Here is a 21,391-nt window from a genome sequence, read left to right as displayed (position 1 = left end):
GTTTATTTTTTTCTTTTCCATCTGTGTAATCTGCGAAATCTGTGGATTAAGGTTCAAATGCAAAAATATGACGACATAGTTGTTGGAAGCGGCATCAGCGGATTGACCATGGCGCTTATCCTCGGGATGAACGGGCGCAAGGTGCTGCTGCTTGAAAAGAGCCCCCGCATTGGAGGCTCTGTGTCCCGGTTTTATAAAAAGGGCGTCCCTTTTGATACGGGTTTCCATTTCACCGGAGGGCTTCATAAAAACGGCCTGCTGTACGACATGCTGTCGGCGCTTGGGATCCGTGATTTGATCCAGCCGGTTTTTTTATCTGAAGAAAACGCAAACTCCTTTTTCTTTGAACCGGAGGGCAGGCTCTATGAAATCCCGTACGGGCTTGAAAAATTAAAGAAGAAATTTAAAGGCTATTTCCCCGGGGAAGAGTCGGCCCTTGACAGGTATTTTGAGAAAGTCCAGCAGGTCTGCGCTAACACGCCCTCCATGGATCTGCAGGCGCTCACCGCGTTGCACAACCCTATGAATGAAGATTTTTTGAGCCTGGATGAGGTATTAAACGGGCTGACAGATAATGCTGTTTTAAAGGCGCTGCTGTCCGGTTTTGCGATGTGCTACGGCGTGATGCCGAAGGAGATCTCATTTGCCAATCACAGCAGGATGTGTCTCGGACTTTACGAGTCGGTCGCGCGGGTCAAAGATGGCGGGGAAGCCTTCATAAAGGCCTTTGAGGCAAAATTTAAAAGCTCCGATATTGAAATACGCTGCGGCAAATACATTGCAAAGCTGGAAGACGTCAACAATAAAAAGGCGGGAAGGTTCATCCTTAATACAGGCGAAGAGGTCACGGCTGAAAACTGTATCTTCACGATACATCCAGGCGAAATATTAAAGGTCCTGCCGGAGCAGAATTTGAGCAAGGCATTTGTTGACCGTGTCACATCATTTGAATCTTCTGCGGGTTTCTTCACGGTCTTTGCGGTATTGGATGAAGAATATGACGAACCCGATTTTAATTCAAATATACTCTCTATCTTTCCTCACACAGATGTTAATCAGCTTTTAGACCCGGCAAACCGGGGGCAATCGGCATTGGTGATCATTAAATCAATAGAAGAAGTGAAGGGGAAAATATACAAAACCATTAACGCGTTTGAACCGTCCTTCATTGAACACGTTGAGAACTGGAAGGATTCAAAGACCGGCAGGAGGCCGCAGGCTTACGGGGATTACAAAAAAGAGAAGGTTGAAAATATAACAGGCCGCATTTATAACGCGTTCCCCAGATATAAAGACCGGATAAAAGTTATTGATTCAGCGTCCGTGCTTACATTCAGAGATTACCTGAACAGCCCTGACGGCTCTGCTTATGGAGTAAAACAGAAGATCGGCCAGTACAATCTGATCGGCAAGCTCCCCCTCCGCAATTTATACGCCGCAGGACAAAGCTCCCTTTTACCGGGGATAATGGGCGCCATGATGTCTTCGTTTCTCGTCGGGCGGTATATTCTGGAAGAGGAGCAGTATAATAAATTCTTGAGCAAGGGTTTAAATTAACCACAGAGACACAGAGGCGTCTAATTAATATTTCTCTGTGTCTCCGTGCCTATGTGGTAAATAGAATGTTATGCAATTAAAACGCGTAGTGATCACAGGAATCGGAGTCGTCACACCTTTAGGAAACAGCATCGGCCCTTTTATTGAAGGGCTTGAAACGGGCAGGAGCGCTGTGCGCTTCATGGAGGAGTGGACGAAGTATATCGGCATGAGAAGTCATGTGGCGGCCCCTGCGGAATTAAAAGATGAAAAGAAGATCCCCCGGCAGAGCAGGCGCTCAATGGGACGCATGAGCATATTCGCTGTTCAGGCAGCGGAGCAGGCGCTTACCGATTCCGGGATAACTCCCGCCGGATTATCTTCGGGCAGGACCGGGTGTGTTATCGGTTCGACCATGGGGAGTTCAAGGAGCATTAATGATGTATTTGAAATGATGCTGCCGGATAGAGATTTGACGCAGTTGCCCTCCACGATGTTCTTTCAGTGCATGTCGCACACGGCTTCAGCGAATGTGGCCCAGTACCTCGGATTGACAGGGTACATAGCTGCCACGGCAGCGGCCTGCGCCTCAGGCCTTCAGGCTATTGGCGCGGGATATGATTTAATAAGACTTGGAAGGCAGGATATAATTTTATGCGGAGGGGCTGAGGAGCTTCATCCCACGGTTACCGGCTCTTTTGATGTCCTCTTTGCGACTTCTGCCAAATACAACCAGACCCCGCAAAAGACCCCGCGCCCCTTTGATAAAGACCGCGACGGGCTGGTCTGCGGAGAGGGGAGCGGTATACTGGCACTGGAAGAATACGAACACGCCGTTAAAAGAAATGCGAAGATCTACGCGGAGATCACCGGCTACAGCACTTGCGGGAGCGGCTCTCACATGAGCCAGTCGGATAAAAAATCCATGACCAATTGCATGAATGAAGCCTTGCGGAATGCTGAAACAACACCGGAGAAGATAGACTATATAAACGCGCACGCCACCGGCACACCGCATGGTGATACGGAAGAAGCCGGGGCCATAAAAGAAATATTCGGTGATGTTAGCCCGGTAAGCAGCTTGAAAGGGTACATCGGACATACGCTCGGCGCATCGGGGGCAATTGAACTGATCGCTTCATTGATAATGATGGGAAAAAATATTATCTACCCGACACTGAATTTAGACGAGGTCAGTCCTGACTGTGAAGGATTAAACCATATTACAAAACCCGTTAATAAAGAGATCAACACAATCCTGAAAAACTGCTTCGCCTTCGGAGGCATTAACGCTTCACTGGTGTGCAGGAAAATATAGTGATTATGTACCACAGAGGGTGCAGAGCGGCAGAGACCGCCGGGTTCGAAATTTGAATGTATGTTTTTGGGTGTCATTCCCGTAAGCCCCGAACAAGTCGGGACAGGCTCCGCGCGTCGGGAATCCTTCTGTAAAGATTCCGGACAAGCCGGAATGACAGAAATTTGGACCTGTGACAGAGACGACATAGTGTAATAATTAGAATAACTGGAGGAAAATATGACCGAGCAAGAGATCATCGATAAAACCAATAAGGTGTTTGAGGAATCATTTGAAATAGAAAAGGACAAATTGCTGCCGGGCGCGCACATATTCACCGACCTCGGCCTTGACAGCCTTGATATTGTTGATCTGGTAGTAGCGCTCCAGAAAAGCTTCGGCGTCAAGATACGGAATGAGGAAAAGGTCAGAAACATAAGGACCCTGCAGGACATTTACGACTTTATTTCAGCGATAAAGAATGAAGAAGGGGCGACAAAATAAGTTAAAAGTTGAAAATTAAAACTGAAAAGATCACGATACATCGTCTCCTGAACTCTTAACTTTTCACTCATAACTCTTAAGTTTTTTTAAATGAAATATTTTATACTATTTTTCTTGAATCTCTATTTGTATAGTGCTTTTATGATTTTTTCCATTATAGCTATTCCTGTTTTAATAATCTTTGTGACCCTGATATCGCTGGTTGCGCCCAAACGCTACGTAATGAAAAGATTCCGCCGCGCCATAAGCTGGTACGGAAAAGGAATGGTCCTGGTCCCCTTCCCTTTTATCAGGGTCCGCTATGAAGATCATTCAAAAGGTAGTCTTCAGGGGCCTTATATCTTCGTCAGCAACCACAGGTCCGCGTCAGACGCCTTCCTGATGTCCGTGCTCCCTCATGAAGCAATCCAGGTTGTAAATATCTGGCCTTTCCGCATTCCCGTCCTCGGTTTTTTCGCCCGGTTCGCCGGGTACCTGAATATAAGGATGATGGACCACGAACTGTTCCTTGAGAAAGCCGCGAAGGTCCTTGAAGACAAAGTCTCAATAATATTTTTCCCTGAGGGGACGCGGTCCACGGGAAGGGAAATGGGCAGTTTCCACGGCTCCGCCTTCCGCCTCGCGCTGCAGACAAATGCCTCCTTAGTCCCTATTTGCATCACAGGGAATGAGAATACGCCTCCGAAAGGTTCATGGCTTATGAGGCCGGTGACAATAAAAATACGCAGGCTGCCTGCTATTCAGCCGCAGGATTATAAGGGCGCGAACGTGTTCACATTAAAAAACAGGGTGCGGGAAATTATGCGACAGGAACTCGCCTCGATGGAGGGCGCGGCATGAATGATCTCTATCAATACAGAAATATTGAATTCTCCACGCCTGACGAAATCAGGGCCGTGCAGGAGAGACTTTTGCAAAACCACCTCGCTTACATTTACGAAAACTCTCCATTTTACCGCAGGACATTGGACGGTATAGCTTTAAACAAAATTACCCTTGAAAATTTAAGCTCGCTGCCGTTTACCAATAAATCGGCTTTTGAAAACCATAATGACGAACTGCTTGCGGTCCCGATGTCAAAGATTGTGGACATTGTCTTATCGTCAGGGACCACCGGCAAGCCGACAAAAATAATGTACACCGAAAACGACCTGAGGCGGCTGGCTTACAATGAGGAGATATCTTTTGCCTCATGCGGAATAACACCGGATGATATCGTCCTGCTCACATGCACTATTGACAGGTGCTTTATCGCGGGGCTTGCGTATTTTTTGGGGATAAGGGCGATCGGGGCCGCCGCTGTCAGGAACGGACTGAACAGTGTTGACAGCCACATGGAAATTATTCTGCGCATGAAGCCGACTGCGATTGTAGGCGTCCCGTCATTTTTGCACAAGCTGGGACTATTTCTGCAATCAAAGGGAATAGATCCGCGCAAAACCGGGGTGAAAAAATTTATCTGCATCGGGGAACCGCTCAGGGACAAAAATTTATCTTTGCTGAAAATGGGCGCGTACCTGGAAGAAATCTGGGGGGCCAGGGTGTTTTCAACATACGCCTCTTCCGAGACAATAACTACATTCTGCGACTGTACCGCGCAAAATGGCGGACACCTTCATCCCGAACTGGCGATAGCAGAGATCGTCAATGATAATGGAGAAGTCCTGCCGCCCGGTGAAGTTGGGGAAGTTGTGGTGACGACCTTTTTTATTGAAGGGATGCCTTTGCTCAGGTTCAGGACAGGCGACGTGAGTTTCCTGATAGACGGGCCGTGCGAATGCGGGAGGAAGTCGCCCCGCCTTGGCCCAATCCTGGGCAGAAAAAAGCAGATGATGAAATACAAGGGTACGACTTTGTATCCGCAGGCTGTATACTCGGCACTTGACGAAATCCCCGAAGTTGCTGAATACTATGTTTCCGTAACCAGTGACTTTGACCTCTCCGATGCACTGAAGGTATATGTCTCGGTAAACGGCAATTCCTGTACGGAAAAAGAGATAATGGACATACTTCAGGCGCGTTTGAGAGTAAGGCCCGACGTAATAATATCAAGCGGAGAAGAGATCAGGAAACAGCTTTTCGCCGGGAATTCCCGCAAGGCCATGCGTTTTATAGATAGGAGAACAGATCAATGATGCGATGTCAGGCCCGTATCTACGGGGCGGAATTTTCCGCGGCAGAAATAGAACAGGTTGCCGGCAAAGGCGGTCTTCTGTCCATGGAGATAGAATTTAACCGCGACTGTAATTTCAAGTGCGTCTACTGCTACGTGCAAAACGGCGTCAACGGCAAACAGGAGATGACCGCCGGGGAAAGCCGCGGCGTAATACAGCAGGCAAAGGATTTAGGCGCCAGGAAAATTATCATCCTCGGGGGAGAGCCTATGTTGTATCCCCACATAATGGAAATGATAGGTTTCATTAAAGGGCTTGACCTTGATATCGAGCTTTTTACAAACGGCGCAAATATGACGCAGGACTCTGCAAGAATTTTGGCAGAAAACAATGTCACGGTGGTCCTGAAAATGAATACGACCGATGAAAAGCTTCAGGATATCCTGTCGGGAAAAAAGGGGGCGTACAGGCAGATACAGGCGGCCTTCAACATTCTGAAGGAAGAAGGTTTCCCCCATAATAGTCCCCTTGGAATAAGCACGGTAATATGCCGTCAGAATATCGGCGAGCTTGTTCGTATGTGGGAGTGGCTGAGGGAGCAAAATATTTCTCCCTATTTTGAAATGATAACGCCACAGGGAAGGGCAAGGGAAAACGATTTCCTGTCAGCCGATCCCCGGCAGGTCTGGGAGTTATTTCAGCGGATCGCGGACATCGACCGTAATAAATTCGGCTACGATTGGAAACCTCAGCCTCCGCTGGTTGGCGAACAATGTCTGAGACACCAGTTTTCCTGCGCGGTCAACGTTTACGGAGATGTAACGCCCTGCGTTGGTGTCACCATCCCGGTCGGCAATGTAAAAGAAAAGAAACTCTCCGAGATCATATTGGACAGCGAAGTCATACAGGACCTCAGAAATTACAAGAACACAATAAAAGGCCCCTGCGGCAAATGCGCTAAAAAAAGTGTGTGCTACGGATGCCGCGGGGCGGCCTATCAGATGACAGGCGATTACCTGGCCTCTGATCCGCTGTGCTGGGAAAATCTGGACAGGCAGGAAGATATTATCTGCCTGCCGACCGAGGCCGCCAAGCTCGTTCCCCACAAACCGCCCATGCTCATGGTAAACAAACTTATGGAAGTGAAAGAGAGGGCGTCTCTTTCAGAGGCTGAGATCCCGGCAGACGCGATCTTTGCCGGGGAAGACGGAAGACTTGATGAAGCGTCTTATCCGGAGATCATTTCACAGGCGATAGCAGCCCAGGACGGACTTAAACACGCAGGCAACGGCGGGCCGAAATCACAGGGGCTTCTGCTTGGAATAAAAAATCTTGAGATATTAGGCAGCGCTCACGCAGGCGACAAACTGCTTGTGTCTGTTTCCAAGGTCGCCAGGTTCAGCGAGTTCGGGATAATAAAAGGAGAAATTTTTAAAGGAGAAGATTTAATTGCCAGAGGCGAGATAACGGTCTGGCATAATGGTGATAAATAATAATCTGTGAAGAAAATTTTTACCCGACCTATCTTTGCAGTTCCGCTTGTCCATTTAGGTAATAGATCAAAAAAGATGCAACGCCAATGAAAGTCAAAAATATTTTTATTACATTTCCGCTGCTTTCTTTCTTCCTGCTGGTCCTCTGCGCATCCGGCTTAACAGCGGCAGACGATGCGACTGAAATCCCCGGGATGCTGCGCAGGATTGGGGAGAACGTCTCCGCCTTCAAGAGCTTAAAGACGAATTTTGTCCAGGAGAAGGACTTGGCGATCTTTCAAAACAAGATCGTTATGAAAGGCAGGATCTACCTGCAAAAACCCGGCAGGATCGCGTGGCACGTTGACGAGCCGGTAAAATATTCCGTGGTCATCACTGATAAATCCATCCGCCAGTGGGATGAGGACACTAACCGCGTACAGGAAATAGCGCTGTCCGGCAATCCTGTTTTGCAAAATGTGCTGAATCAGCTTACCGTGTGGTTTTCAGGAGATTATATTTCTCTCCTGAAAGATTATGATGTGCGTATTTTAAAGAAGTCGCCTCTTGTTTTTGAATTTGCGCCAAAGGCAAATAATGCCGCCGGGAAGATCATTAAAAGCATTACCATCGGACTCAGGGAAGATGAACGGTATTTAAAGCAGATCAGGATACTTGAGGTCAGCGGAGACAGCACCACCATCATTTTCAAAGACACCATTTTTGACGCCCCCATTGAAGGCCCGGACTTTGAGGTCAAAAGGCGTGTTTGATAAATACTCAGGCCGTTTTTACGACTACACCGCGAGAAACAAAAGACCGGTGCAGGTCATCCTCATCCTGCTTATACTCATCAGCCTTGCAGCCCTTTACTTTGTCGAATACGAAAGCAGCATGGACAATATCCTGCCCCAAAATGAGGTCCTCGGCAGGAGCATGGAATTCTTCCGCAATTCAAATATTGCCGGTAAGGTGGTTGTGTCCCTAGAATTGACCTCTCCTGAAAAGGACATTAACGACCTCCTGAGAGAGATGGACCTGTTGGCCGGCTCATTGGACAGAAATCTGTTTCCTGAGGTCACAGTCGGGATATCTGAATCCTCGGTTGCCAAAGACATCGACGCCATGTTCAAAAACCTGCCGGAGATGGTTTCTGAGAATGAACTCTCTCAAATAGACGAGTGGATAGACCGGAAGCACGTTTCCCAAAAGCTTCATGACGCCTACCTGCAATTGTTAAAACCTCAGGGTATGCTGCTTGGCTCCATGTTACGCTCTGACCCGCTTGGAATGAGGATGCTTGTCCTTGAAAAACTCAAGGCCCTTTCCTCCTCAACCGGATATGACGTGGAAATAAAAGACGGGCATTTTGTCAGCAGGGACGGCAGGCATGCAATGTTAATCGCGAAGTCCGCGGTTGCCGTCACGGATTCCGCAGGCTCAAAAAAAATATTGGCTTCCCTTAAAAACAGCCTCAAAACACTGCCCGGCTATATCCGCGCGGACATCATCTGCGGGCACGCCCATACCGTCAGCAATGAGAAGCTGATAAAGAATGATATATATTTGATCAGCATTATTGCGGCAATCGCCATGCTGCTTTTGTACGGGGTAGTGATAAGGGATGTCAGCGCGGTTACGATATTCATGATACCTGTCGTGACGATCGTGTTTTCCATTGATCTGTCGTATCTGCTTGTCGGAAAACTCTCATACTGGGTAATCGGTTTGGGCTCCACAGTCGCGGGGATCGCCACTGATTACGGGACCCATGTCTATTTTGCCGCGCAGGGGAAAAGCGACTCCGCCCCCTTTGTGAAACACGTTATAAAACCCGTAGGCTTCGGCGCCTTGACGACGATAGCTATTTTCCTGGCCTTTTTTTTCTCCGGGATAAAAGGCTACAACCAGCTTGCGGTTGTAGCGATCATCAGCATTGTACTGTCAACGTTTATTTCCATATTTGTGCTGCCCCATCTCATGTTGAAGCCGGACGTCAAAGCCTCCTTTGCGGACCGCATCGCTGAAAAGCTTGAGCGCGGAAATATCTCAAACGGATTGACCGTCCTGTTCTGGATCTTTTTTACGCTTGCGTTGTCTTACTTTGCCGTCCACGTTGAGTTTGAAAGAGATATCAAAAACCTGGACGGGACTGAAAAAGAGATAAGAAATGCGGAGGAACGTTTTCACAAAACATGGGGAGGCAATAAAACACCTGCCGTGCTTGTTGTCAACTCGAAAGGTTACGAAGGCGCGCTGGAGATTAATGAAAAGATCTACAAAGACGCTGTGCAGGCTGTCGGAGCGGAAAACTTCACCAGCATGGCTTTATTATGGCAGGCGGAAAAGACCAGGAAGCAAAACGCGGAACGCTGGCATAGGTTCTGGTCGGAAGAGAGAAGACAAAAACTCAGGGGCCTTCTTTTACAGGAAGGCAAAAAATATAATTTTTCCGAACGCGCGTTTGATCCCTTTTTTGAAAGCCTGAAAGTCAACCATTTTAACAACACACCCCTGCCCCCTCTTGATAGAGGAGAAGCCGGCAACAGTTTATTTGAACGCTTTGTTCAAAGGACAGATGACGGCTACCGCGTTGTGTCATTTTTCCCCGACACAAAAGAGTATGTGGATTCCATGAATGAAATAAGCAGGCGTTATCCAAATTCGTATCTCGTCTCAGCCTCTGTCCTCTCCAACACGCTGTCCGAGGTCGTATCAAAAGACTTGAAGCTTATGACCTGGATATCAACGATCAGCGTGATCGTGATGACTTACCTGTGTTTCTTTAATGTTAGAGAGACACTGATAGCCCTCGTGCCGTCGCTGACCAGCATTATCTGGCTTTTTGGCCTTATGGCCCTTTTCGGGCTTTCAATAAACGCGGCCAATATGATCGCGGGAGTTTTAGTGATTGGACTAAATTCGGATTACGGCATATTCATGACATTCCGCAGCAGAAAAGAGATGAACACCGGCACAGTCATGGCAATTACGCTTTGCACGATAACTACGCTGATCGGCGTGGGGGTCCTGATCTTTGCAAAGCACCCGGCCCTCTCTTCTGTGGGAATAACAATGGTCATCGGCCTGGGCGCGGGATTTTTTTCATCAGTAATGGTCGTGCCGAAATTATGTGAGTTGTTTGTGAAAGGAAAGGCGAATTGAGGGATACCATGAAACGTTTACTGATAATCCTAATCTTATTTGCTTGCATCACCTCATGCGCCGGCATTCCTTTTCAAAAGGCTTCGGAAGTCCCGATGGAAAGCGCAGACCCGTGGGCGCTTGTGGAAGAGTTCAGGGGCCATTCGCCTGAAAATTTCATGCTCATAAACTCGATCGTCTTTGATTACAACTGGAACAAGTTATCAGGGCTTGGTTACATAAAGGTAGATGCAAAGGAAAAGACTTTCACCGTGGTCTGCATAAATCCCATGGGTGTAAAGCTCTTTGAATTGGCCGGAGATAAAGACCGGATCGATTCCCATTTTGCGATGGAGCAATTCACTAAGAAAGGCAACTTCCCCCGCACGGTCGGCGAGGACATCAGGAGGATATATTTTGACCTCACCCCGTCTGCCTCGGCTGAAGTAAAAAAGAGAAAGTATAAAGTTATATTCGATGAGCCGCTGGGGGCGGGAGTTGTTGAATATATCTTCGCAGGCGAAGGCGGCCATTTGGTCGAAAAAAATTATTATGAGGACAGCAGGCTTAACTGGCGTGTCTCCTATTACGAATACCGGCAGAAAGATGGAAAAATATATCCCTCAGGTATTATCTTAGATAATTACAAATACGGTTACGGTCTGACAATAAAATTGAAGGAGATCAGGGGTTGAGTTCCATAAAAAGAGAGATCGAGAAATGCATGAGCGGGTTGGAAGAAGGGACGGTCAAAGAAGCCCCGGGGCTGATCGCGCGTTTTGTCTTTCCCGAAGATTTCATAGGCTTTCAGGGGCATTTCCCTGGCAACAAAATACTGCCCGGCGTATGCCAGATACAGTGCGCCATGACAATGCTTGAGAAATGGAAAGACAGGAAAGTCACGCTGAAGGAGATCGTCCTTGCAAAGTTTTTCTCGACCGTTTCTCCTTCCGAAGAAATTACCTGCATGTGCAAAGGCATTGACAAAACAGACGCTGACTTCGTCCTGAGGGCGTACTTCAGCAAAGGCGATAAAAAGATATCGGAGTTAAAACTCAAAGTGGAATTTAAAAATTAACAATAAACCACAGAGGACACAGAAAATATATCCACAGATTTCGCAGATTGCACAGATTAGAAAAACTTTAAAAAATCTGTGTGCATCCGTGCTGATCTGCGGCTAAAGAAATTATAAACAAATGGAAAACAGGCGGAGAGCTAAAAATTATTTTAAGAGCGCCGAGGGAGCGCCGGGGCCGATTGTGGTTGAGGTTGAGCGGCGCGTCCATTTCAATGAGGTCGATCTCCTGGGCATAGTCTGGCACGGCAGATACCCGGTCTTTTTTGAGGAAGGCTCCGAGGAGCTTGGCAGGGTATGCGGCCTGTCGTATAAGGATTTTTACGAGTCAGGCTTGCGCGCGCCCATTGCTCAGCTTTATATTGATTATCTGAAGCCCCTCCGTCTGGGGGAAGTGTTTAAAATACGGGCCGTCCTGGTGTGGGACGAGAGTTCACGCATTAACACGGAGTATTATCTTTTAAAGGAAGACGGCCGTATCGCAACGAGCGGATACACGGTGCAGGTGCTGACCGCCGCAGCGACCGGAGAGGTTTGCATAATATCGCCTCCTTTGCTTGAAAGATGCAGGACGAGATGGAAGGCCGGAGAGTTTCACAGGAGATGAAAAAAGCAGTTGTTGTCTCATGCGATATGGTCACCGCGTTTGGAGCGGGGACAGACGCGCTCTGGAACGGCATCAGGTCCGGCGGGACGGCGATTTCAAAAATAGACAGGTTTAACACCAAAGCATTCCAGTCTGATAATGCAGCCGTAATTAATGGCCTGAAATATCTTAAGAATGATTCTTTGGTGATGCAGATGTTCAGGCTGCTGCTTAAAGATAATTCCGCATCGATACCGGAAGACGCAAAACTTATTCTGGCAACGACAAAAGGAGAGATTGATCTGCTTGAGAAAAAATTTCTTACAGGCAGGGGAGACGCTTCAGACAGCAATCCGCATAAACTCCTGAAAAAGATCTCGGCCCTCGCCGGGGTCAAAGACAGCGGCATGATCATCTCCGCTGCCTGCGCCTCATCATCAACGGCTTTGGCAAGGGCTGCCTCGATGATACGCAGCGGATACGGCGATTGCGTTTTAGTAACTGCCTGCGACAGCGTCACGGAATTTGTTTACGCGGGTTTCTCTTCGCTGATGGCGCTCGAAAAATTTGCAGCAAAACCGTTTGATAAAAAAAGGAGCGGCCTGAGCCTCGGTGAGGCCGCTGTATATGCGCTGCTCATGAGCGATGCGAGGGCAAAAAGGGAGAAAAGAAATATCATTGGTGAAATAGCGGGCTGGGGGATGAGCGACGACGCCAACCATATGACAGGCCCTTCCCGCACGAGCGACGGATTGATAATGGCCGTAAAAAAGGCATTAAGGTCCGCGGGCGCGGATGAAGGCGGCATCGGTTTCATCTCAGCGCACGGCACTGGAACGGTTTACAACGATGCGATGGAGATGAGGGCATTTCATGCCGTGTTCAAAAACAAGTTGCCCGTTTATTCCGTCAAAGGGGCCATAGGGCACACCCTCGGAGCAGCGGGACTTGTTGAAACAATAACGGCGCTCAGGGCGTTAAAGGAGAAAGTGGTCCCGCTTACTGTAAATCTAAAAGCTGCCGATGATGACGCGCATGGCTGGGTTTCAAATAAACAGCGCGCATTATCAAATAAAAAGATGGCGCTCATAACAAACGCGGGTTTCAGCGGGATCAATACGGCGCTGGTGGTGAAATGAATGATTAATATTTACGGCATAGGATGGATTGATGCGAAGGAATACGGATGCATCGCAAAGGGGACCAGGGTTGCCTTTGAAGGCGATACCGGTTTTGGCGGTTTGTCCAAAAAGGTTTTCTCCCATCCGTTTAAATATTTCGGCAGGCTTGATAGAATATCAAAGCTGACCTGTTATGCAATCGCGCTCGCATTGAAGGACGCCGGAATTGATTACTCGCCGGAGCTAAAGCAGGACATCGGGGCCATCGGCGCTAACGATTCAGGTTCTTTGCAGGCGGACATTGATTATTTCAAGGACTACCTGGATTGCGGGCGGACCCTGGCGAGGGGCAATCTCTTTATTTACACGCTGCCGTCAAGCCCGCTTGGAGAAGCGGCAATACATTTTGGTTTGCAGGGCCCGGTGTTTTTCTCTTCCGCCCCGAAGAAATCGCTGCTGAAGGTAATTACAACGGCATCTGAGATGCTCCTCTCTGAGGAAACCACAGCGATGTTTGCGGGGATGACAGGGGAAAATGAGGCCGTTTATTTTACGCTCATGAGAGACAATGCCGCTAATAAAGATTTTCTGTGTGACGCTGATAAGGCCAGGGCCATATTGAGCAGGGACATGCCGCAGGACAAGCTGGTAAAAGAATTTTCGAGCTTACGCAAAGGAAGAGATCAATGAAAATAAAAATTATCTATCCCTCATGGCCCAAGTTAAACAGGCAGACGGAATTCCACCTCCCGCCGCACGGGCCTGTCTGTTTTGCGGCCGCCATCCCTGATGACGTTGAAATATCTTTTTACGATGAGAACATTCAGCCCGTTGATTTTGACGAAAAGGCCGATATTGTGGCTTTCTCGGTCATGCTCACCTGCCAGATACCGCGTGCCTGGGAGCTCGCGGACCGTTTCAGGAAACAAGGCGTTCCAGTCATATTCGGCGGTATCGGGACCATGCTGCACTCCGAGGAAACCATGCTGCACGCTGACGCGGTCTTCCTCGGCGAGGCAGAGGGGCGTTTTGAAGAAGTCATAAACGATGTCAGAAATAATAAGCTGAAAAAAGTCTACAACTATCTCAATGACTTTCCTGACATGAATTTGATCGGCCCGGCGAGGCGTAGTATCTTAAACCGCAAATTATATAATTACCGGGGCGTGCAGATGGTTGACCTTGTGCACGCCTCACGCGGCTGCCGGTTTAACTGTTTCCCCTGCTGTACGCCTTTTCTCGGCGGGCGGAAATTCAGGGCCAGGGCGATTGACGCGGTGGTCCGGGAACTGGAACAGCTCGACAACAACCGGCTTTTCTTTGTGGACAATTCCCTCGCGCAGGATGACGAATGGGAAAAGGAATTGTTCAGGGCATTGATCCCTCTGAAGAAGAAATGGATCTCTCACCCCATCAAAGATGATGACGAGATATTGGACCTTGCCGCAGAGGCAGGCTGCTGGTATGTGTATCAGGCGGTCTTCGATACATCGGACCACATACGGAGGCGGGTGAAGAGGCTCAAGGAACGCGGCATCGGTGTGGAGGGGACCATTATCCTCGGCATGGACGACCATGATGAGGATTACATCAAGCGTCTTGTTGATTTCCTGCTTGAGATCGAGCTGGACCTTGCGGAATTTACAATACTCACGCCGTTTCCCCACACGCCCATCAGGGCAGACCTTGAGAAGCAGAAAAGAATTCTTCATAACGACTGGCTTCACTACACAGGCGCGGAGGTTGTGTTTCAGCCCGCAAAGATGAGCGTGGATGCGCTGCAGAAAATGTTTTTCTACGCGTGGGACACGTTCTACCGGGATTGCAGCCAGAACCTGCAAATGGCGAAATTATTTCTCAAGGTGATTGAGAAGGAAAAGGCCGACGGCACTTACAAAGGAAGCCGCCTCAGAAGAGGCAGATGGAGTCTCAAAGACAAATAAGGAATGAATTGGAATCTGCTTATAAATCGCCGGTTCGTCATTCCCGCGCCTAAAGCGCCTACTGTTGGTGAAAACGGGAATCCAGAAAAAAGACTGGATTCCGGCTTAAGGACTGCCGGAATGACAGACAACAGAGTTATAAACAGGCCCAATGCTAATTGTTAATTTATGAAAATACTATTGATCTCATCCAACACGACTGTTTCGCCGTACCCGATCTATCCGCTGGGGGTCAGCGTAATCGCGGCCGCTCTGAAAAATGCAGGACACGATGTGCGTCAGTTCGACATCCTCCAGCATGAAGACTTTCTTAACGCCGTTGGGATGGAAATAGAAAAATTCAGTCCGGAGCTGATAGGCATTTCCATACGCAACGTTGATAATGTCAATCTTATGAATGAACAGTATTACATCGAAAATGTGAAAACTATCGTGAAGAAGATCAGGGAGGTCTCCACTGCGAAGGTGCTGTTGGGCGGGGCTGGTTTTTCCCTGATGCCGGAATTGATACTGAAAGAGACAGGCGCGGATTACGGTATCGTTGGGGAAGGCGAATCTCTGGCTGTAAAGTTTGCCGCAGACGCGGTCAACGGTATTTATCCTGAAAATCGGGTTATCGGTTCTGTTATAAGGCTTTCCGGTGCGGAAATATTTCCGGCGCACTACGATGATGAGTTAATAAAATATTATCTGCAAAGCGGCAATATCGCTTCCGTGCAGACAAAACGCGGATGCACCCACAAGTGCATTTACTGTTCATACCCGGTATTGGAAGGTCCCGGCATCCGGCAGAGAGACCCGCGTTTAGTTGTCGATGATATAGAGCTGCTTGCCAATGTGCATAAAGTAAAATATATCTTCTTTGTGGATTCCGTTTTCAATGACGACAAAGGCGCTTACCTCGGCGTGATAAACGAGATGCTGCGCCGCAAGGTCACGGTGCCGTGGACCGGATTTTTCAAACCGCAGGGGCTGAATGACGAGATCGTGGAGATGATGAAGGAGACAGGGCTCATTGCCGTTGAGATCGGCTCTGACGCAGCGAGCGATACCACCCTCAGAAAATTAGGCAAGGGGTTTTCCTTTCAGGACATCGTGGAGTGCAACGATCTATTTGTCAGACACGGGGTCGCCACTTCGCATTTTTTTATGTTCGGCTGTCCGGGCGAAACACAGGAGACCGTGCTTGAGGGGATCGAGAATATCAAGAGATTGCAAAAATGCGTTGTATTTGTTTTTATGGGAATAAGGATCCTGCCTGATACCCATCTGGCAAAAATCGCGTTAAAGGAAAAGGTCCTCTTGCCGGACAACAATATGCTTAAACCGATTTATTATATCTCGCCCGCGGTTGATAAGGACTGGCTGGAAAAGACACTGACTGAGGCCTTCGCTTCAATCCGCCACTGTATCTTTCCGCCGGATACATTTGACAGCAGCCTGCGGATGCTTCACAAGATGGGCTACTCCGGCACGCTGTGGGACATGCTATTGCAGGACAAAAAGCATCCTTCAAGAAAACACCATGCCGCAGGATAATAATCATATCTGGTGCGCGATACCTGTTTACAACAACAAAGACACTGTCAGAAATATTGCCGCTGGCTGCCGTTCTATTTTAAAGAACGTTGTTGTCATTGACGACGGCAGCACTGACGCGGACATTAGCGCGCTGCTTTCCGGTATCGACATTATCATGTTGAGACATGAAAATAACCTCGGCAAGGGACAGGCGATCTTAACGGCCTCAAAATATATTGAGGGCCGTGGCGGGACTTACATGATAACCATCGACGCTGACGGCCAGCACGATCCAAAAGACATTGAAAAATTTCTTCCGCTTCTAAATGAAGAGGAGGCGGGCATAATCATAGGTTGCAGGAATTTCAACACGGCAAACGTCCCCGGCAAAAGCAGGTTCGGCAGGCAGTTTGCCAATTTCTGGCTGCGCGTTGAAACAGGACTGTATGTTGACGATTGCCAGAGCGGGTTCCGCGCGTATCCTGTCAGATATCTCAACCAGCTGAAGTTCAGAGGTTCTCATTATGACTTTGAGGCAGAGGTGCTGGCAAAGGCCGCATGGGCCGGACTGCAATTAAAAACAGTTGAGGTGGATGTCAGTTATCCAAAGCCCGAACACCGCGTTTCAAGCTTCAAACCGTTCCTGGATAATCTGCGTATTTCACACACACACGTGACACTTATCGCAAGGCGTTTGCTGCCGTGGGGACACAAACGGCTGGTCGAGCAGAAAAAAACCGACTTTAAAATAATTTTTCACCCGGGCAAGTTATTAAAAATGCTCCTGACCGAAAGCGCAACCCCCGGCGGGCTTGCGGCAGCAGCAGCAGTCGGCGCGTTTTTTGCCATACTCCCGCTTCTGTTCGTTCACACGATTGTCATAATATACGTTTCGTCGCGTCTTAACCTGAATAAGATAGTGGCTGTCAATGTGCAGCACTTTTTCATGCCGCCTCTTGTTCCCGCGCTCTGCATCATGATCGGATATTTTTTAAGACACGGACGCTGGCTGACGGACATTTCTTTTGAGACCGTGTTCGCGCAATTCTCCGACCGGTTGTTTGAATGGTTTTTGGGATCATTAATTATCGCGCCCATCGGGGCCGCGATTACCGGAGGCATTGTTTTCTTTACGGCGGCTGTGATAAGAAAGCGGATTACATCAACATGAGATTGAGCCACAGAGGGCACAGAGACAAGAAGGATTCCCGACAAGCGGGAATGACGCAATGTCTGTCATTTCGGCTTGTCCGAAATCTTTCCTTCTTGTCTCCGTGTTCTCTGTGGTGAATATTTAAATACAAATGACACGACAAAAATCCTCTAATAAGAAACGGGGCAACAGATTAGGCTTCTGGTTTTTCAGGGCCGCGTTAAGGGCCTTCGGGTTGTCCGGGGCTTACGGATTGCTTTATCCCGTCTGCCTTTACTATCTGCTCTTTGACCGACCAGCCGTCACCTCAAGCATGGCGTATATAAGGCGGCGGTTTAAAACGTATAACTTTTTGCAGAGAGTTTACTGTGTGTACACACTGTTTGTTAATCAGGGTAAAAATCTGATAGACAGGCATTACGCAGTTTCGGGAGTTGGAGAGTTTGAAGTAGAGTTTAAGGGATATGATGAGATACAAAACCTTTTGTCCGCCACACCGAAAGGTTTGATCTTACTCACAGCACACGTCGGCAACTGGCAGGTTACAATGACCGCGTTGAAGAAACTGGAGAAGACGGTTTATTTATTAATGTCGCCGGAGGAGAATGTTGCAGTCAAAAAAGCATTGGCCCTTGACAGCGACAGGGAGATGATAAAGATAATTTCCATAGAAAATTTTTTGGGCGGCGTTATTGAGATCATGAAGGTAATCAATGAGGGCGATCTTGTTTCCATAATGGGGGACCGCAGTGACGGATACAGTTCTGAAGAGGTATATTTTTTAGGTGAAAAGGCCGTGTTCCCATACGGCGCTTTCAGCATTGCGGCGGCAGCGCAATGTCCAGTAGTTGTTCTGCTGTCAGCCAAAATTTCCTCAAAGAAATATCTGGTGGATGCCTCTCATGTTATAATTCCGCGTTACAGTTCGAGAAATAAAAAGCATGATGATATCAGGTCCTGGGTCCAGGAATTCGCCCGAATAATGGAGGACTACACTGCAAAATATCCGTTTCAATGGTTTGTCTTCCGTGATATCTGGAAGGACAAGGCTTAACCGGATGACGGGAAAAGTTAAAAGATGAGAATACTATTTATCCATCCATTCGGTTCAAACTGGATCGAGGGCAGCAAAGACAGGATCCTCATGGCCAACCGCAGCGCGCCTATCGGCATACTGTCTATAATGGCGTTCCTGATGAAGCAGGGGATCGAAGTGGATATCCTGAATTGTAACGCCCCGGCCAGGCTGGCAGGGACAGAGGAAACCATGAGACGCGTCCGGGACTTCAGGCCGTTGCTTGCAGGGTTTACCGCAACCACTTCCAGTTTTCTCGATGCGTACAGGCAGGCGGAGGAGATCAAAAGAGTCTACCCTGATATCGGGACCGTCTTTGGAGGCGTTCACGTCTCAGCGCTGAAAGAGAGCGTACTCGCATCCTTTCCAGCCATAGATTTTCTGATAATAGGCGAGGGAGAAAAAGCCATGTCAGAGCTTGCCCTGGGCGTTAAGCCTGAGAATATACAGGGGTTGATCTTCCGCAGCGGAAAAGAGATACAATCGAATGGCTTTCGTACTGATCTATGTGAGCTTGATGACCTCCCCTTTCCTGCCTTCAATAAACTTGAGGGCTTTCCCGGTGCGTATCATCCGCCGCTTTATAACTACCCGCATGCCCCATGCTCGACAATCATTTCCAGCCGGGGCTGCCCTTACCAATGCTCATACTGCGACCGTTCTGTTTTTCGCAGGAGTTTCCGCTTTAACTCCGCAGTATATCTATATGAACACATGGCGTTCCTGAAAAAAGAATTTAAAATAAGACATGTTTTTTTCTATGACGACTTATTCACTTTCCATCGCAAGCGGATTGAGGAGTTTTGCCGTTTATTGCAGGCCAAGCCCCTGCACATGACATTTAATTGCGCGGTAAGGCTGGGACACATTGATGACGATCTGTTGAAGATGCTCAAGGCCTCCGGATGCTGGATGGTCAGCCTGGGCATTGAGTCAGGGGACCAGGAAATACTCAGCAGACACAAATCGAACGCCGATTTAGGCGAGATGAAAAAAACAGTAAAACAGATCCAGAGAAACGGGCTCCGGGTAAAAGGCCTTTTTATTATGGGGCTGCCGGGAGAGACTGAGAAAACCATAAAAACTACGTCTGATTTTATCGCGGAATTAGAGCTGGATGACATGAACATGACAAAATTTACTCCCTTCCCTGGCGCGCCCATATTTAAGACCATTCATGAAGAGGGTGTTTTTAATGAGGATTGGGAATTAATGAACTGCCTGAATTTTGTCTTTGTCCCAAAAGGGATTGAATCAAAAGAAAGGCTTGAAGAACTATACAAGCAATTTATAAAAAGGTTCTATACGAGTAAGAACTGGGTCAGGAAGTTTGGGCCTCTTATGTTTAAATCACCTCACAGCACTTACAGAATGATAAAAAACCTGCCTTCATTCCTGAAGATCAGAAAGGACTTCGAGCCGAAGGATGAACATTGACAAGGGACCTGAGCGGGATTTTAATTGGACACATCTATAAGTTAAAAATTATGCTTCTAACTAAAAGAGTCAGGTAAATATGGACCGGTATATCAGCTTTACATTGATATTTTTTCTCGTTTCATGCAGCGGGGCCCCCCCCAAAGATTCATCTGTGAATATAAATTCAAAACCGCTTGTCACGTTTGTCTTTGACGACGGCAATGAGACGGATTACACGGTTGCCAGGGATATTTTTAAATCACATGCCGAGGTCGCCTGCGCCGCTATCACAACAAATTGGCTTGACACTAAAGACTATTTAAGCGCCTCACAACTTGCGGAACTTCAAAAGGACGGCTGGGAAATATTGAGCCATACGGAATCTCATCCAAACCTGAGGGCACTGTCCGGAAGTAAGGTTGAGACTGAATTGTCCGGGTCAAAATCAGTCCTTGAGAACCTCGGACTGACTGTTAGAAATCTCGTTTATCCATATAACAAAACAAATCAGATGGTCAAGAAAATTGCAGAGAAATATTACAGGTCGGCAAGAGAAGGGGGCAGCATGTTGAACCCTTATATTTTAGACAGGTATGAACTGAAATCTTACTCTATTAAACACGATCTCGGCAAAATGGAAAGCTATATTGACAATGCGTATTCTGAGAAAAAATGGCTGATCTTCTACCACCATCAGATCGATGCAAAATTAAAAATATCAGATAAAAACGGTAATTTTATATCAGGAGAAAATTTACTCTTCCAGCCTTCAGGCGCAGTGGGCAAATATACTGACAATGGATTTGTTTTCATGGGCCGTGCAATATCTTTTGTCCCTCTTGGGGGAATTCCACAGGCAAATGATACAATCAAAGGCCAGACGAGCGGGGCCACATGCAAGTTAGACAGGGTAATCTATAATGAGAAAGAAGATATTAATGACATGATCGAATATATCCAAAAAAAATACCCCGGCATGCGGATAGTGACAATCGATAAGGGGCTGGACTTGATGGGGATACAGTAAGATAAATTTATCCGCAGAGGGCGCAGATTTTACTAATAAAAAAATCTGTGTTAATCTGAGTAATCTGTGGATGTTTTCAATTTCAAATTAAATAAAGGAGTATGGCAATGGCACAGAATTTAGCGCAGATAAAGAAGGATTTAAAAGAGATGCTTGTAACCGGTTTATCACTGGAAGACATCAAGCCTGAAGATATTAAGGACGACGAGATGCTGTTCGGTGACGGGCTGGGGCTGGATTCCCTGGACGCAGTAGAGATTGTTGTTCTGCTTCAGCGCAACTTCGGGTTAGAGGTCAAGGACATGGAAAACCGGAAGGAAATTTTTACCTCCATTGATACCCTTGCGAATTACGTATTTGAGAACAGGAAAAAAGCTTCTTAGCAGACTCCTCTTCACCAA

20 protein-coding genes are annotated in these 21,391 nt (G+C 47.7%); all 20 read left to right on the top strand.

Annotated elements, in window-relative coordinates:
• Window positions 1-57: 57 nt before the first annotated feature.
• The 20 genes from HZB61_05605 (at window position 58) to HZB61_05510 (ending at window position 21,373) form a co-directional block, all read left to right on the top strand.
• On the top strand, window positions 58-1,557 hold the full coding sequence (locus HZB61_05605; GenBank protein ID MBI5056071.1) for an NAD(P)/FAD-dependent oxidoreductase: 1,500 nt from the start codon (window positions 58-60) through the stop codon (window positions 1,555-1,557).
• A 70-nt stretch (window positions 1,558-1,627) separates the two neighbouring features.
• A complete protein-coding gene (locus HZB61_05600) occupies window positions 1,628-2,854 on the top strand; it encodes a beta-ketoacyl-[acyl-carrier-protein] synthase family protein (protein ID MBI5056070.1) in 1,227 nt (408 codons plus the stop codon).
• A gap of 219 nt (window positions 2,855-3,073) precedes the next feature.
• Window positions 3,074-3,337 (top strand): acyl carrier protein, encoded by a 264-nt coding sequence (locus HZB61_05595; GenBank protein ID MBI5056069.1) that lies wholly within the window; start codon window positions 3,074-3,076, stop codon window positions 3,335-3,337.
• A 141-nt stretch (window positions 3,338-3,478) separates the two neighbouring features.
• The gene (locus HZB61_05590; protein MBI5056068.1) at window positions 3,479-4,177 is read left to right on the top strand and encodes a 1-acyl-sn-glycerol-3-phosphate acyltransferase; all 699 of its coding nucleotides are present in this window, start codon (window positions 3,479-3,481) and stop codon (window positions 4,175-4,177) included.
• Complete coding sequence (locus HZB61_05585; GenBank protein ID MBI5056067.1) at window positions 4,174-5,472, top strand: AMP-binding protein; 1,299 nt, start codon at window positions 4,174-4,176, stop codon at window positions 5,470-5,472. The genes HZB61_05590 and HZB61_05585 overlap by 4 nt, the downstream gene beginning before the upstream one ends.
• Window positions 5,472-6,944, top strand: a complete 1,473-nt coding sequence (locus HZB61_05580) for a radical SAM protein (GenBank protein MBI5056066.1) — start codon at window positions 5,472-5,474, stop codon at window positions 6,942-6,944. Before HZB61_05585 ends, HZB61_05580 begins: the two co-directional genes overlap by 1 nt.
• An 86-nt stretch (window positions 6,945-7,030) precedes the next feature.
• Window positions 7,031-7,696: an outer membrane lipoprotein carrier protein LolA gene (locus tag HZB61_05575; GenBank protein ID MBI5056065.1), complete on the top strand. Its 666-nt coding sequence runs from the start codon at window positions 7,031-7,033 to the stop codon at window positions 7,694-7,696.
• Entirely contained in the window at window positions 7,689-10,088 is a 2,400-nt protein-coding gene (locus HZB61_05570) for a hypothetical protein (protein ID MBI5056064.1), read from the top strand. The genes HZB61_05575 and HZB61_05570 overlap by 8 nt, the downstream gene beginning before the upstream one ends.
• 8 nt (window positions 10,089-10,096) lie before the next feature.
• Window positions 10,097-10,762 (top strand): DUF3261 domain-containing protein, encoded by a 666-nt coding sequence (locus tag HZB61_05565; protein ID MBI5056063.1) that lies wholly within the window; start codon window positions 10,097-10,099, stop codon window positions 10,760-10,762.
• Window positions 10,759-11,145: a hypothetical protein gene (locus tag HZB61_05560; GenBank protein MBI5056062.1), complete on the top strand. Its 387-nt coding sequence runs from the start codon at window positions 10,759-10,761 to the stop codon at window positions 11,143-11,145. Before HZB61_05565 ends, HZB61_05560 begins: the two co-directional genes overlap by 4 nt.
• 121 nt (window positions 11,146-11,266) lie before the next feature.
• Window positions 11,267-11,752 carry an acyl-CoA thioesterase gene (locus HZB61_05555; protein MBI5056061.1) on the top strand — a complete coding sequence of 162 codons (486 nt, stop codon included), beginning with the start codon at window positions 11,267-11,269 and terminating at the stop codon, window positions 11,750-11,752.
• On the top strand, window positions 11,722-12,870 hold the full coding sequence (locus HZB61_05550) for a beta-ketoacyl-[acyl-carrier-protein] synthase family protein (GenBank protein MBI5056060.1): 1,149 nt from the start codon (window positions 11,722-11,724) through the stop codon (window positions 12,868-12,870). Before HZB61_05555 ends, HZB61_05550 begins: the two co-directional genes overlap by 31 nt.
• Window positions 12,871-13,542, top strand: coding sequence for a hypothetical protein (locus tag HZB61_05545; GenBank protein ID MBI5056059.1), 672 nt, complete (start codon window positions 12,871-12,873; stop codon window positions 13,540-13,542).
• Window positions 13,539-14,795 (top strand): cobalamin B12-binding domain-containing protein, encoded by a 1,257-nt coding sequence (locus tag HZB61_05540; protein MBI5056058.1) that lies wholly within the window; start codon window positions 13,539-13,541, stop codon window positions 14,793-14,795. Before HZB61_05545 ends, HZB61_05540 begins: the two co-directional genes overlap by 4 nt.
• Before the next feature lie 180 nt (window positions 14,796-14,975).
• Entirely contained in the window at window positions 14,976-16,334 is a 1,359-nt protein-coding gene (locus tag HZB61_05535) for a lipid biosynthesis B12-binding/radical SAM protein (protein MBI5056057.1), read from the top strand.
• Entirely contained in the window at window positions 16,321-17,487 is a 1,167-nt protein-coding gene (locus tag HZB61_05530; protein MBI5056056.1) for a DUF2062 domain-containing protein, read from the top strand. The genes HZB61_05535 and HZB61_05530 overlap by 14 nt, the downstream gene beginning before the upstream one ends.
• A gap of 133 nt (window positions 17,488-17,620) precedes the next feature.
• On the top strand, window positions 17,621-18,523 hold the full coding sequence (locus HZB61_05525; GenBank protein MBI5056055.1) for a hypothetical protein: 903 nt from the start codon (window positions 17,621-17,623) through the stop codon (window positions 18,521-18,523).
• Between the two features lie 24 nt (window positions 18,524-18,547).
• Window positions 18,548-19,981, top strand: a complete 1,434-nt coding sequence (locus tag HZB61_05520; GenBank protein ID MBI5056054.1) for a cobalamin B12-binding domain-containing protein — start codon at window positions 18,548-18,550, stop codon at window positions 19,979-19,981.
• Window positions 19,982-20,060: 79 nt separating this feature from the next.
• Window positions 20,061-20,990 (top strand): polysaccharide deacetylase family protein, encoded by a 930-nt coding sequence (locus HZB61_05515; protein MBI5056053.1) that lies wholly within the window; start codon window positions 20,061-20,063, stop codon window positions 20,988-20,990.
• Between the two features lie 101 nt (window positions 20,991-21,091).
• Entirely contained in the window at window positions 21,092-21,373 is a 282-nt protein-coding gene (locus tag HZB61_05510) for an acyl carrier protein (protein ID MBI5056052.1), read from the top strand.
• Window positions 21,374-21,391 lie beyond the last annotated feature (18 nt).

The sequence above is a fragment of the Nitrospirota bacterium genome (assembly GCA_016214845.1).
Classification (GTDB): Bacteria; Nitrospirota; Thermodesulfovibrionia; order UBA6902; family UBA6902; genus SURF-23.
The sequence above is the reverse complement of the archived record's forward strand: the minus strand, read 5'-3'. Positions and strand labels throughout refer to the sequence as shown.

Excerpts from the sequence above, each read along its gene's own strand:
- HZB61_05515 (MBI5056053.1), top strand. The coding sequence starts at position 20,061 with ATGGACCGGTATATCAGCTTTACATTGATATTTTTTCTCGTTTCATGC.
- HZB61_05510 (MBI5056052.1), top strand. The coding sequence starts at position 21,092 with ATGGCAATGGCACAGAATTTAGCGCAGATAAAGAAGGATTTAAAAGAG.
- HZB61_05585 (MBI5056067.1), top strand. The coding sequence starts at position 4,174 with ATGAATGATCTCTATCAATACAGAAATATTGAATTCTCCACGCCTGAC.
- HZB61_05525 (MBI5056055.1), top strand. The coding sequence starts at position 17,621 with ATGACACGACAAAAATCCTCTAATAAGAAACGGGGCAACAGATTAGGC.
- HZB61_05555 (MBI5056061.1), top strand. The coding sequence starts at position 11,267 with ATGGAAAACAGGCGGAGAGCTAAAAATTATTTTAAGAGCGCCGAGGGA.
- HZB61_05580 (MBI5056066.1), top strand. The coding sequence starts at position 5,472 with ATGCGATGTCAGGCCCGTATCTACGGGGCGGAATTTTCCGCGGCAGAA.
- HZB61_05530 (MBI5056056.1), top strand. The coding sequence starts at position 16,321 with ATGCCGCAGGATAATAATCATATCTGGTGCGCGATACCTGTTTACAAC.
- HZB61_05605 (MBI5056071.1), top strand. The coding sequence starts at position 58 with ATGCAAAAATATGACGACATAGTTGTTGGAAGCGGCATCAGCGGATTG.
- HZB61_05540 (MBI5056058.1), top strand. The coding sequence starts at position 13,539 with ATGAAAATAAAAATTATCTATCCCTCATGGCCCAAGTTAAACAGGCAG.
- HZB61_05575 (MBI5056065.1), top strand. The coding sequence starts at position 7,031 with ATGAAAGTCAAAAATATTTTTATTACATTTCCGCTGCTTTCTTTCTTC.
- HZB61_05565 (MBI5056063.1), top strand. The coding sequence starts at position 10,097 with ATGAAACGTTTACTGATAATCCTAATCTTATTTGCTTGCATCACCTCA.
- HZB61_05600 (MBI5056070.1), top strand. The coding sequence starts at position 1,628 with ATGCAATTAAAACGCGTAGTGATCACAGGAATCGGAGTCGTCACACCT.
- HZB61_05595 (MBI5056069.1), top strand. The coding sequence starts at position 3,074 with ATGACCGAGCAAGAGATCATCGATAAAACCAATAAGGTGTTTGAGGAA.
- HZB61_05550 (MBI5056060.1), top strand. The coding sequence starts at position 11,722 with ATGGAAGGCCGGAGAGTTTCACAGGAGATGAAAAAAGCAGTTGTTGTC.
- HZB61_05520 (MBI5056054.1), top strand. The coding sequence starts at position 18,548 with ATGAGAATACTATTTATCCATCCATTCGGTTCAAACTGGATCGAGGGC.
- HZB61_05590 (MBI5056068.1), top strand. The coding sequence starts at position 3,479 with ATGATTTTTTCCATTATAGCTATTCCTGTTTTAATAATCTTTGTGACC.
- HZB61_05545 (MBI5056059.1), top strand. The coding sequence starts at position 12,871 with ATGATTAATATTTACGGCATAGGATGGATTGATGCGAAGGAATACGGA.